Origin of the sequence: Streptomyces sp. NPDC091271 (assembly GCF_044757505.1) — a bacterium.
Taxonomy (GTDB): Bacteria; Actinomycetota; Actinomycetes; order Streptomycetales; family Streptomycetaceae; genus Streptomyces.
This window is the reverse complement of record NZ_JBIVVD010000001.1, coordinates 438,055-450,744: the sequence shown is the minus strand read 5'-3', so window position 1 is coordinate 450,744 and position 12,690 is coordinate 438,055. Positions and strand designations below refer to the sequence as shown.

The window sequence follows — 12,690 nt, the reverse complement described above, 5'->3', positions numbered from 1 at the left end:
ATCCCCCCGCAGGAACAGGCGCACAGCCCTGACCTGCGCTGACCAACAGCACGCAGCCCTGGGCTCCCGCCCGTCCGCTGCGGGGGGACGCGGACGGAGTGCGTGGCGTGACGGATGGACCTGCCCTGCCCGGAAACGGTGTGCCACGACGCACCGTCATGACGATCGCCGCCACGGGGGCTGCGCTCAGCGCCTGCTCGGTCCCCCCGCCCCGGCGTGCGGACCCCGCCCCGGATCCCGCGCCCGGCCGGCCCATCAGCACCGCGCGGCGTGCGCTGCTCATGCAGATACTCGCCCACCCGGACGACGACCTGTACTTCATGAACCCGGACACCCGGCGCGCCCTCGACGCGGGGACACCACTGGTCTGCGTGTACCTCACGGCGGGCGAGGCGGACGGCGTCAACAAGATCCCCGGCCGGCCCCGCCCGGCGCCGGACAAGGCCGCGTACTCCTCGGCGCGCCACCAGGGCCTGCGACAGGCGTACGCGACCCTGCTCGGGCTGGAGAGGTTCGCCCCCTGGGAGATCTCCGTCGCCGAGCTCGACGGCGGGCACCGGGCCGAGGTCAACACCCTGACCGCCGGGGCGCGCCGGGTCGAGCTGATCTTCCTCGACACCGCCATGCACACCGGCCGCTACCGGCTCGGGCTGCCCAGCCTCTGGCAGGACCGCCGGCTGGTCCTGCGCACCGTCGTCGCCGAGGGTTCACCGCTGCGGCGCGCCGGCTCGTACACATACGACGGGCTGATCGACGTCATCGCCGGGCTGCTGGTGCGCTACGAGCCGACCGTCGTGCACACCCTGGACCCGGATCCGGACATCCAGCACAGCACCGAGGCGGTGCGGCGGGCGGACAGTGAGCAGCACGGGTACTCCGACCACGCCGATCACACCGCGGCGGCCTGCTTCGCGTGGGCGGCGATGATCCGCCGGGTCGCCAGGAGTACACGGAAGGGCGAGGGGATACCGGGGTTCGTCGTCACCTCGTTCCGCGGGTACTACAACCGGCACTGGCCGAAGAACCTGCCGCCCGGCGTGCTCGACGGGAAGGCCGCCGCTCTCGTCCCCTACGGCGGCTCGCCCGACTGGGACTGCGGCAACCCGTCGGGGTGCGGCGACTACAACGTGGGCGGCGACCGGCCGCTGACCAACAGGAAGGGCTGGGTCCGCTCCACCCACCACCGCTATCCGGGCCCCCGCACCGTCGTCGCGGCCGAACCCGGCGGGGGGCTCGCGGCGTACGCGGTGGTGGGGCTCCGCCTGGTCCGGTGGCGCGAGGCCGACGCCGCCGGGGTGTGGGGCCCGCCCCGTGACCTCGGCGGCGGCCCGCTCGCCCCGGCGCTGGGATCGGCCGCCACGGGCGACGGCGGTCTCCTCCTGTTCGGGCTGCGGTTCGCGGCGCTCGGCGGGCACGGGGCCGACAACGAGCGCGAGATCGTCCTGCTGGAGCGGCTCACCCCGGGCGGCGGATTCCTCGCCTGGCGCGGTCTCGGCACCCCCTCGCCCGGCCGGGACGAGGGGCGACGCATCGGCGTTCCCGTCGCCGTGGCGGCGCCGGACGGCCGCGTCCACCTCTTCGTGCGCAACGCGGAGAAGGGACTCAGCACCCGGGTGCGGGAGGCGGACCGGAGCTGGGGCGAGTGGCGGGACCTGGGCGGCGGAGAGGTCCAGGACGGTCTGAGCGCGGTGGTGGACGGCAGCGGGCGGGTCCATGTGTACGCCGCGGGCCATCACGCGGTCCACCACTGGACCCAGGACACTCCGGGCGCCGGGCTCACCGCCCGTACGCAGATCGACGCCGGCCCCGTACCGGGCGACGCGCCCGCTGCGCTGCCGGCGGCGGACGGCTCCGTCGACCTGTTCTACCGGGGCCAGGCGCGGGCCGTGACGACGGCCGTCCGGGGCGGGAAGGCCACGGACCTCACCGGCTTCGACGGGTACGGAGAGCTGACCGCCGCGGGTCCCGCGCTGCTCGGCCGCACGGCCCGCGGCCTGCTCCAGCTCCGCACGGGCACGCGGCTCTCCGTGCGGTCGCACGGGCCCGTCGCGCTGGACGGAGCCGCGCTCCGGGTCGGTGAGGACGGCCGCCCTGTGGTGGTGGGGCTGGGGACGGACGCGCTTCCCTGGACGTGGCGCCCGTAACCCCTACGCTCCTGTGCGCACAGAGAAGAGGGCCCCGTCCCACCGCTCGCGCGGCGGGCCGGGGCCCTCTCGGTGCTCTGTGCGGAGCAACCAGGTCAGACAGTCAGGTAATTACTTGACGATCTTGGTGACCTGGCCGGCGCCCACGGTCCGGCCACCCTCACGGATGGCGAACTTCAGGCCCTCTTCCATGGCGACCGGCTGGATCAGCGCGACGTCCATGAGGGTGTTGTCACCCGGCATGACCATCTCGGTGCCCTCGGGAAGGGTCACAACGCCCGTCACGTCCGTGGTACGGAAGTAGAACTGCGGGCGGTAGTTGTTGAAGAAGGGGGTGTGACGGCCACCCTCGTCCTTCGACAGGATGTAGGCCTGGGCCTGGAACTCGGTGTGCGGCGTGACCGAACCCGGCTTGATGATGACCTGGCCGCGCTCGACGTCCTCGCGCTTGATGCCACGAAGCAGCAGACCGACGTTCTCACCGGCCTGGCCCTCGTCGAGCAGCTTGCGGAACATCTCGATGCCGGTGACCGTGGTGGTGGTCTTCTCCTGCTTGATGCCCACGATGTCAACGGTCTCGTTGACCTTGAGGACACCACGCTCGATGCGGCCGGTGACGACCGTACCGCGACCGGTGATCGTGAAGACGTCCTCGATCGGCATGAGGAACGGCTTCTCGACGTCACGCTCGGGCTGCGGGATGGACTCGTCGACGGCCTTCATCAGGTCGAGAACGGTCTTGCCCCACTCGGCGTCGCCCTCGAGGGCCTTGAGCGCCGAGACCTTGACGACCGGAAGGTCGTCGCCCGGGAACTCGTACTCGGAGAGGAGCTCACGAACCTCGAGCTCGACGAGCTCCAGGATCTCCTCGTCGTCCACCATGTCGGCCTTGTTCAGCGCGACGACGATGTACGGCACGCCTACCTGGCGGGCCAGGAGCACGTGCTCCTTGGTCTGCGGCATCGGGCCGTCGGTGGCCGCGACCACGAGGATGGCGCCGTCCATCTGCGCCGCACCCGTGATCATGTTCTTGATGTAGTCCGCGTGACCCGGGCAGTCGACGTGCGCGTAGTGACGCGACTCCGTCTGGTACTCGACGTGCGCGATCGAGATCGTGATACCGCGCTGACGCTCCTCAGGAGCCTTGTCGATCTGGTCGAAGGCCGAGGCCTCGTTCAGGTCCGGGTACGCGTCGTGCAGCACCTTGGTAATGGCGGCCGTGAGGGTCGTCTTACCGTGGTCGATGTGACCGATGGTGCCGATGTTGACGTGCGGCTTAGTCCGCTCGAACTTTGCCTTCGCCACTGGGGTCCTCCTGAGTGGTTCTGTACGCCTTGCTTCATCGGCGCCAGGTGATCTTTGCTGGAATGCCGGTGCCGGGGGCATTCGCCACGCTGCTTACGCGCCGCGACGAATGCCCGACCGGGCTCCGGTGACAAGCCTAAAGCGTGAGCTCGGAAGAGTTACTCGCCCTTGGCCTTCGCGATGATCTCCTCGGCGACGTTCCGCGGAACCTCGGCGTAGGAGTCGAACTGCATCGAGTAGCTTGCGCGACCCGAGGTCTTGCTGCGGAGGTCTCCGACGTAGCCGAACATCTCCGAGAGGGGCACGAGGCCCTTCACGACGCGAGCGCCGCTGCGCTCCTCCATGGCCTGGATCTGGCCACGGCGGGAGTTGAGGTCGCCGATGACATCGCCCATGTAGTCCTCGGGCGTGGTGACCTCGACGGCCATCATCGGCTCGAGGAGCACGGGGGACGCCTTGCGGGCACCCTCCTTGAACGCCTGCGAACCGGCGATCTTGAAGGCGAGCTCCGAGGAGTCGACCTCGTGGTAACCACCGTCGAGAAGGGTGACGCGGACGCCGACCATCTCGTAACCGGCCAGGATGCCGAACTGCATGGCTTCCTGGGCACCCGCGTCCACCGAGGGAATGTACTCACGGGGGATGCGGCCACCGGTGACCTTGTTGACGAACTCGTAGGAGGCGTCGCCACCCTCGATGGGCTCGAGGGCGATCTGCACCTTCGCGAACTGGCCGGTACCACCAGTCTGCTTCTTGTGCGTGTAGTCGATGCGCTCGACGGTCTTGCGGATCGTCTCGCGGTACGCGACCTGGGGCTTGCCGACGTTCGCCTCGACGCGGAACTCGCGCTTCATGCGGTCGACGAGCACCTCGAGGTGAAGCTCGCCCATACCACCGATGATGGTCTGGCCGGTCTCCTCGTCGGAGTGCACCTGGAAGGAGGGGTCCTCCTCCGAGAGCCGCTGGATGGCGACACCCAGCTTCTCCTGGTCACCCTTGGACTTGGGCTCGATGGCGACCTGGATGACCGGCGCCGGGAAGTCCATGGACTCCAGGATCACCGGGTTCTTGTCGTCGGACAGCGTCTCACCCGTGGTGGTCTGCTTCAGGCCCATGACGGCGACGATGTCACCGGCGCCCACCGACGCGATCTCCTCACGCTTGTTCGCGTGCATGCGGTAGATCTTGCCGATGCGCTCCTTCTTGCCCTTGACCGAGTTCAGCACCGCGGTGCCGGCCTCGAGGCGACCGGAGTAGATCCGGACGAAGGTGAGCTTACCGAGGTGCGGGTCGCTCGCGATCTTGAACGCCAGGCCGGAGAACGGCTCGTCGTCCGAAGGCTTGCGCTTGACGACCAGCTCCGGGTCCTTGACGTCGTGGCCCTCGATGGCCTCGACGTCCAGGGGGGAAGGCAGGTAGCGGACGACCGCGTCGAGCAGGGGCTGGACGCCCTTGTTCTTGAACGCCGTGCCACAGAAGACGGGGGTCACGGTGACGGAGTCGGCCGAGCCCTTCGACGCGAGGGTGATCCGACGGATCGCCTCGTGCAGCTGCTCCTCGGTGGGCTCGACGCCCTCGAGGTACAGCTCCATCATCTCGTCGTCGTTCTCCGAGACGGCCTCAAGGAGCTTGCCGCGCCATTCCTCGGCGGCCTCCTTGTGGGTGTCCGGGATCTCGACGGTGTCGTACATCTCGCCCTTGGCGGCTTCTTCCGACCACACGAAGGCCTTCATCGACACGAGGTCGACGACGCCCTTGAAGTCGGCTTCGGCACCGATGGGGAGCTGCATGACCAGCGGAACCGCACCCAGGCGGTCCACGATCATGTCGACGCAGCGGTGGAACTCGGCGCCCGTACGGTCGAGCTTGTTGACGAAGCAGATACGCGGCACGCCGTAGCGGTCCGCCTGACGCCAGACAGTCTCGGACTGGGGCTCGACGCCGGCCACACCGTCGAACACGGTGACGGCACCGTCGAGGACGCGGAGCGAACGCTCCACCTCGACGGTGAAGTCGACGTGACCGGGGGTGTCGATGATGTTGATGGTGTGGTCAACATCATTGAGCGGCCAGTGACAGGTCGTCGCGGCCGACGTGATCGTGATGCCGCGCTCCTGCTCCTGCTCCATCCAGTCCATCGTGGCTGCGCCGTCGTGGACTTCACCGATCTTGTACGAAACGCCGGTGTAGAAGAGGATCCGCTCGGTGGTGGTCGTCTTGCCCGCGTCGATGTGGGCCATGATCCCGATGTTGCGGACCTTGGCCAGGTCAAGCGAAGTGGTGGCCATAAGGCTCAATCTTCTCTCGGTCTCGATGGGGTGAGCGACTACCAGCGGTAGTGCGCGAAGGCCTTGTTGGACTCGGCCATCTTGTGGGTGTCCTCGCGCTTCTTGACGGCAGCGCCAAGACCGTTGGAGGCGTCGAGCAGCTCGTTCATGAGGCGCTCGGTCATGGTCTTCTCGCGACGGGCGCGGGAGTAACCGACGACCCAGCGGAGCGCGAGGGTGGCGGCGCGACCGGGCTTGACCTCGATCGGCACCTGGTAGGTGGCGCCACCGACACGGCGGGACTTGACCTCGAGCGAGGGCTTGACGTTCTCAAGCGCGCGCTTCAGCGTGATGACCGGGTCAGCGCCGGTCTTCTCGCGGAGGCCTTCCATGGCGCCGTACACGATCCGCTCGGCGGTGGAACGCTTGCCGTCGAGGAGGATCTTGTTGATCAGCGAGGTGACAAGAGGAGAGCTGTAGACCGGGTCGATGATGACCGGGCGCTTCGGGGCGGGGCCCTTACGAGGCATTCTTACTTCTCCTTCTTGGCGCCGTAGCGGCTGCGGGCCTGCTTGCGGTTCTTGACACCCTGGGTGTCGAGCGAACCGCGGATGATCTTGTAACGAACACCCGGCAGGTCCTTCACACGGCCACCACGCACGAGCACGATGGAGTGCTCCTGCAGGTTGTGTCCCTCACCCGGGATGTAGGCCGTGACCTCGATACCGGAGGTCAGACGCACACGCGCGACCTTACGGAGGGCCGAGTTCGGCTTCTTCGGGGTGGTCGTGAACACACGCGTGCAGACGCCACGGCGCTGGGGCGAACCCTCGAGCGCGGGCGTCTTGTTCTTCTCGACCTTGTCCTGCCGGCCCTTCCGGACCAGCTGCTGGATCGTAGGCACTACTTCTCCGGTTTCTGTGTGCCGTTCGGTGAAACTAACCTGGAACAGTCACCGACCCACGCGGTCGGGTGTGTCGAACACTGCACGCCCCTGCTGGAAGGCAGAAGGAACACAGATTGCGGTGGCCACTTACGGACTCGCCGTGCGGTTGAGGACACGCACCCGAGCCCAGGCACACCCCAGGCACAAGGCTTGAGCGTACCTACCTCACGGAGCTGGGTCAAAACAAATGCCCCGGGGGCGGCCACCAGGGGGCCGACCACAGGAAGCGCACTCCCAGGACCGCGCCCAGCAGCCCCGGAACCGCCGCGGCCGGCATGGGGCCGCGCACACCCACACGCCAGAAGTGTACGAGCAGCACGATCATCGCGGCCACGGAGATCCGGACCCCGGCGAGTCCGGCCGCGGCACCCGACTGGCACGGCACTCCGATGCGCGCTCCACAATTCGCCGCCCTGCCGGCGAAATTCCACAAGTAAGCACAGAACGCCGCAGCGCCGCCCCACACCAGGAAATTGAGGGCGAACAGGACGAGAACAGTGGAAGAGAAAAAAATGCGTTCGCGTCACCGGCGGGCGTGAAAGCACTCAGCTCGACACCGGGCCCGGCAGCACCGGCGCCAGGGCGCCATCGGGCCCTGTTTTCCGCCCGTCAGCCTCCCGAGGCCGTGATCCAGACCTCACGCATCGGCTCCACCGCGACAGGCTGAAGGCGTACGGAAGCTTTAGCGCAAATCCAGGATATTTCTTGGCTGCTCGGGTGCGGAATGTCTCTCTGACATTCCCTGGGGGCCGCATGGGGCGTAATGCAGAGTTTCACCTCGTGTGTGAGGGCTGCACCCCATAACCCGTTCTCAAATCGGCAGGACCGTGGTATTCCCGCCGACCTGGCGGCAACGCCCGGATGCCGGGTGAGTTCATCTGGTCGCGGACTCCGACGCGATCTGGGAAGCACTCTCCTGACGCTCCCGTGCGAGTGGCCCCGCACCGCCCGGTGCGAAGCCCTTGCCGTACCCGCACGGGCCCGACCGAAAGGAACATCCATGGCCACTCCCCTGACCGCCGAGCAGCTGCTCACCGCGCTGCGCGCCGAAGGCGTCGACGTCGTCGAGCACGCGAGCTGGCGCACCCACAACCGCAACCACAAGGGCGCCTGGGGCCCGCTGAACGGCGTCATGATCCACCACACCGTGAGCAGCGGTACCGACGCGTCCGTGGAGCTCTGCCGCAGCGGCCACTCCGCCCTGCCCGGGCCGCTCTGCCACGGCGTCATCGACAAGGCGGGCACCGTCCACCTGGTCGGCAACGGCCGCGCCAACCACGCGGGCGGCGGCGACCCCGTCGTGCTCCGGCGCGTGATCGCCGAGGACTACGGCGACCGGCCGCCCGCCCCGCAGGAACACGAAGGCAGCGCCGGTGCCGTCGACGGCAACGCCCGCTTCTACGGATTCGAATGCGTCAACCTCGGCGACGGCGAAGACCCCTGGGCCGCCGCCCAGCTCGACGCGATCGAACGGGCCACCGCTGCCCTCTGCCGGGCCCACGGCTGGTCCGCCCGCAGCGTCATCGGCCACCTGGAGTGGTCCGACTGGAAGGTCGACCCGCGCGGCTTCACCATGCCGTCGCTGCGCGACCGTATCGCCGCGCGGCTGAGCGGCCCGGCAAGCGGCGGTTCCGCGGGCAGACCGGTCGGCGGGACGTCCGCCCCCAGGTACGAGCCGTTCCCCGGCACCTCGTTCTTCGACGGCCGCACCAGCTCCCCCGTGATCACCGCCATGGGCCGCCGGCTCGTCGCCGAGGGCTGCTCGTCCTACGCCGTCGGGCCGGGCCCCCGCTGGAGCGACGCCGACCGCCGCTCGTACGCCGCCTGGCAACGCAAGCTCGGCTTCCGGGGCAGCGACGCCGACGGGGTCCCCGGCCGCACCTCCTGGAACGCCCTCAAGGTCCCGCACACGACCGTGTGAGCCGCCCGTGACCCATCCGGCCGACAAGCCGGCTCGCCGTCGTCCTGTGGGAATCCATGCGCTGAACCGCCGGACCACAGGCACGCGGAAGGGCGCCCACCCCGTGCGCGGTACTCGCCGGGGTGGGCGCCCTTCTCACTCACTTCTACTGGTTGTACGGACCGTAGTCGTAGTCCTCCAGCGGAACGGCCTGGCCGGAGCCCGTGCCGAACGGCGAGTAGTCGATGTCGTCGTAGCCGACGGCCGAGTACATCGCGGCCTTGGCTTCCTCGGTCGGCTCGACCCGGATGTTGCGGTAGCGGGAGAGACCCGTACCGGCCGGGATGAGCTTACCGATGATGACGTTCTCCTTGAGGCCGATCAGGGAGTCCGACTTGGCGTTGATCGCCGCGTCGGTCAGGACCCTGGTCGTCTCCTGGAAGGACGCCGCCGACAGCCACGACTCGGTGGCGAGCGAGGCCTTCGTGATACCCATCAGCTGCGGACGGCCGGAGGCGGGGTGACCGCCCTCGGTGACCACACGACGGTTCTCGGTCTCGAACTTCGAGCGCTCGACGAGCTCGCCCGGCAGCAGCTCAGCGTCGCCGGACTCGATGATCGTCACACGGCGCAGCATCTGCCGGATGATGATCTCGATGTGCTTGTCGTGGATCGACACACCCTGCGAGTTGTAGACCTTCTGGACCTCGCCGACCAGGTGGACCTGGACCGCGCGCTGACCGAGGATCCGCAGCACGTCGTGCGGGTTGGTGGCACCGACGGTGAGCTTCTGGCCCACCTCGACCGCGTCGCCCTCGCCGACCAGGAGACGGGCACGCTTGGAGATCGGGAACGGCGTCTCCTCGCTCCCGTCGTCCGGGGTGACGACGAGCTTCTTGGTCTTCTCGGTCTCCTCGATGCGGACCCGGCCCTTGGCCTCCGAGATCGGGGCGACACCCTTGGGGGTACGCGCCTCGAAGAGCTCGACGACACGCGGCAGACCCTGCGTGATGTCGTCACCTGCCACACCACCGGTGTGGAAGGTACGCATCGTCAGCTGGGTACCGGGCTCACCGATGGACTGGGCGGCGATGATGCCGACCGCCTCACCGATGTCGACCAGCTTGCCGGTGGCGAGCGAGCGTCCGTAGCAGAAGGCACAGGTGCCGACCGCGGACTCACAGGTCAGGACCGAGCGGGTCTTGACCTCCTCGACGCCGGCGCCCACGAGGGCGTCGATCAGGACGTCACCGAGGTCGACGTTGGCAGGCGCGATGACCTTGCCGTCGACGACGACGTCCTCGGCGAGCATGCGGGCGTAGACCGAGGTCTCGACGTCGTCCGTCTTGCGGAGGACACCGTCGGCACCCTTGACGGCGATCTTCAGCTTCAGGCCGCGGTCGGTGCCGCAGTCCTCCTCGCGGATGATCACGTCCTGCGAGACGTCCACCAGACGACGGGTCAGGTAACCCGAGTCGGCGGTACGCAGGGCGGTGTCCGCCAGACCCTTACGGGCACCGTGCGTGGAGATGAAGTACTCCAGAACGGTGAGGCCCTCACGGAAGGACGCCTTGATGGGACGGGGAATCGTCTCGTTCTTGGCGTTCGACACCAGACCACGCATACCCGCGATCTGACGCATCTGCATCATGTTTCCTCGGGCACCCGAGTCGACCATCATGAAGATGGGGTTCGTCTTCGGGAAGTTCGCGTTCATCGCCTCGGCAACCTCGTTGGTCGCCTTGGTCCAGATCGCGATGAGCTCCTGCGTGCGCTCGTCCTTGGTGATGAGACCGCGCTCGTACTGCTTCTGGACCTTCTCGTCCTGCTCCTCGTAGCCCTTGACGATGGCCTTCTTGGCCTCGGGCACGACGACGTCGGAGATGGCCACGGTCACACCGGAGCGGGTCGCCCAGTGGAAACCGGCCGCCTTCAGGTTGTCGAGCGTCGCCGCCACGATGACCTTGGGGTAGCGCTCGGCCAGGTCGTTGACGATCTCGGAGAGCTGCTTCTTGCCCACCGAGTAGTCGACGAACGGGTAGTCCTCGGGCAGCAGCTCGTTGAAGAGCGCGCGGCCCAGGCTCGTACGCAGACGGAAGGTGTCGCCCGGCTGGTACTCGGGCTCGCCCTCCTCGGCGACCGGCGGCACCCAGCCACGCGGGGGCATGGTGCCCACCGGGAAGCGGATGTCGACCTTCGCCTGCAGCGACAGCTCACGGGCGTCGAAGGCCATGGTGGCCTCGGCCGTGGAGCCGAACGCACGGTCCGTGCCCTTGACGTTGCGGCCCTCTTCGTCCGTGGTGAGGAAGAAGAGGCCCAGCACCATGTCCTGGGTCGGCATGGTGACGGGACGACCGTCGGCCGGCTTCAGGATGTTGTTCGAGGACAGCATCAGGATGCGGGCCTCGGCCTGCGCCTCCGCGGAGAGCGGAAGGTGCACGGCCATCTGGTCACCGTCGAAGTCCGCGTTGAACGCGGTGCAGACGAGCGGGTGGATCTGGATGGCCTTGCCCTCGACCAGCTGCGGCTCGAAGGCCTGGATGCCGAGGCGGTGCAGGGTGGGCGCACGGTTCAGCAGCACCGGGTGCTCGGCGATGACCTCTTCGAGGACGTCGTACACGACGGTGCGGCCACGCTCGACCATGCGCTTGGCCGACTTGATGTTCTGCGCGTGGTTCAGGTCCACCAGGCGCTTCATCACGAACGGCTTGAAGAGCTCCAGCGCCATCGCCTTCGGCAGACCGCACTGGTGCAGCTTGAGCTGCGGACCGACGACGATCACGGAACGCGCGGAGTAGTCCACGCGCTTGCCGAGGAGGTTCTGACGGAAACGGCCCTGCTTGCCCTTCAGCATGTCGCTGAGGGACTTCAGGGGGCGGTTACCGGGACCGGTGACCGGGCGACCACGGCGGCCGTTGTCGAACAGCGCGTCGACGGCCTCCTGCAGCATCCGCTTCTCGTTGTTCACGATGATCTCGGGGGCACCGAGGTCAAGGAGACGCTTGAGGCGGTTGTTGCGGTTGATCACACGGCGGTACAGGTCGTTCAGGTCGGAGGTCGCGAAGCGGCCACCGTCCAGCTGCACCATCGGACGCAGGTCCGGCGGGATGACCGGCACGCAGTCCAGCACCATGCCCTTGGGCTTGTTGCTGGTCTGCAGGAACGCGGAGACGACCTTCAGGCGCTTGAGCGCACGGGTCTTCTTCTGGCCCTTGCCGGTACGGATGATCTCGCGGAGGCGCTCGGCCTCCTCGTCGAGGTCGAAGGACTCCAGGCGCTTCTGCAGGGCGGCGGCGCCCATGCAGCCGTCGAAGTACGTGCCGAAGCGGTCACGCAGCTCGCGGTAGAGCAGCTCGTCGCCCTCGAGGTCCTGGACCTTGAGGTTCTTGAAGCGGCTCCACACCTCGTCGAGACGGTCGATCTCGCGCTGCGCACGGTCACGCAGCTGCTTCATCTCACGCTCGGCACCTTCGCGCACCTTGCGGCGTACGTCGGCCTTGGCGCCCTCGGCCTCGAGCTCGGCCAGGTCGGTCTCAAGCTTCTTGGCGCGGTTCTCGAGGTCCGAGTCACGGCGGTTCTCGACCTGCTGACGCTCGACGGAGACGTGCGCCTCCAGCGACGGGAGGTCACGTGTGCGGCGCTCCTCGTCGACGAACGTGATCATGTACGCGGCGAAGTAGATGACCTTCTCGAGGTCCTTCGGCGCGAGGTCCAGCAGGTAGCCCAGACGCGACGGGACACCCTTGAAGTACCAGATGTGGGTGACGGGAGCGGCAAGCTCGATGTGACCCATGCGCTCACGGCGCACCTTGGCGCGCGTGACCTCTACGCCACAGCGCTCACAGATGATGCCCTTGAAGCGGACACGCTTGTACTTGCCGCAGTAGCACTCCCAGTCCCGGGTCGGACCGAAGATCTTCTCGCAGAAGAGTCCGTCCTTCTCGGGCTTGAGCGTGCGGTAGTTGATGGTCTCCGGCTTCTTCACTTCGCCGTGGGACCAGGTCCGGATGTCGTCCGCGGTGGCAAGGCCGATCCGCAGCTCGTCGAAGAAGTTGACGTCGAGCACTTGTCGTCAATCCCTCTTTCGGGGGTTCGAGCCCCCTCGCTTCACGCGAGAAATCGGGGCAC

The 12,690-nt window shown here is 67.9% G+C and carries 8 protein-coding genes; 2 read left to right on the top strand and 6 right to left on the bottom strand.

Features of this window, described 5'->3' with window-relative positions:
• Positions 1 to 158: 158 nt before the first annotated feature.
• Complete coding sequence (locus ACIQM3_RS02230; RefSeq protein WP_401619941.1) at positions 159 to 2,144, top strand: PIG-L family deacetylase; 1,986 nt, start codon at positions 159 to 161, stop codon at positions 2,142 to 2,144.
• Positions 2,145 to 2,255: 111 nt separating this feature from the next.
• Here the strand turns inward: ACIQM3_RS02230 and tuf are convergent, their stop codons facing one another.
• The 5 genes from tuf to ACIQM3_RS02205 form a co-directional block, all read right to left on the bottom strand.
• Positions 2,256 to 3,449: an elongation factor Tu gene (gene tuf / locus ACIQM3_RS02225; protein ID WP_329231830.1), complete on the bottom strand. Its 1,194-nt coding sequence runs from the start codon at positions 3,447 to 3,449 to the stop codon at positions 2,256 to 2,258.
• A gap of 158 nt (positions 3,450 to 3,607) precedes the next feature.
• Positions 3,608 to 5,737 (bottom strand): elongation factor G, encoded by a 2,130-nt coding sequence (gene fusA, locus ACIQM3_RS02220; protein ID WP_401617631.1) that lies wholly within the window; start codon positions 5,735 to 5,737, stop codon positions 3,608 to 3,610.
• A 38-nt stretch (positions 5,738 to 5,775) separates the two neighbouring features.
• Positions 5,776 to 6,246 carry a 30S ribosomal protein S7 gene (gene rpsG, locus ACIQM3_RS02215; protein ID WP_018101248.1) on the bottom strand — a complete coding sequence of 157 codons (471 nt, stop codon included), beginning with the start codon at positions 6,244 to 6,246 and terminating at the stop codon, positions 5,776 to 5,778.
• 2 nt (positions 6,247 to 6,248) lie between these two features.
• The gene (rpsL, locus tag ACIQM3_RS02210; protein ID WP_003948652.1) at positions 6,249 to 6,620 is read right to left on the bottom strand and encodes a 30S ribosomal protein S12; all 372 of its coding nucleotides are present in this window, start codon (positions 6,618 to 6,620) and stop codon (positions 6,249 to 6,251) included.
• 220 nt (positions 6,621 to 6,840) lie between these two features.
• Positions 6,841 to 7,047 (bottom strand): hypothetical protein, encoded by a 207-nt coding sequence (locus ACIQM3_RS02205; RefSeq protein WP_401617628.1) that lies wholly within the window; start codon positions 7,045 to 7,047, stop codon positions 6,841 to 6,843.
• Positions 7,048 to 7,662: 615 nt separating this feature from the next.
• Here ACIQM3_RS02205 and ACIQM3_RS02200 point away from each other — a divergent pair.
• Entirely contained in the window at positions 7,663 to 8,583 is a 921-nt protein-coding gene (locus ACIQM3_RS02200) for a peptidoglycan-binding protein (protein WP_401617626.1), read from the top strand.
• A 145-nt stretch (positions 8,584 to 8,728) separates the two neighbouring features.
• Here ACIQM3_RS02200 and ACIQM3_RS02195 read toward each other — a convergent pair whose 3' ends face one another.
• Positions 8,729 to 12,628, bottom strand: a complete 3,900-nt coding sequence (locus tag ACIQM3_RS02195) for a DNA-directed RNA polymerase subunit beta' (protein ID WP_401617623.1) — start codon at positions 12,626 to 12,628, stop codon at positions 8,729 to 8,731.
• Between the last annotated feature and the right edge of the window lie 62 nt (positions 12,629 to 12,690).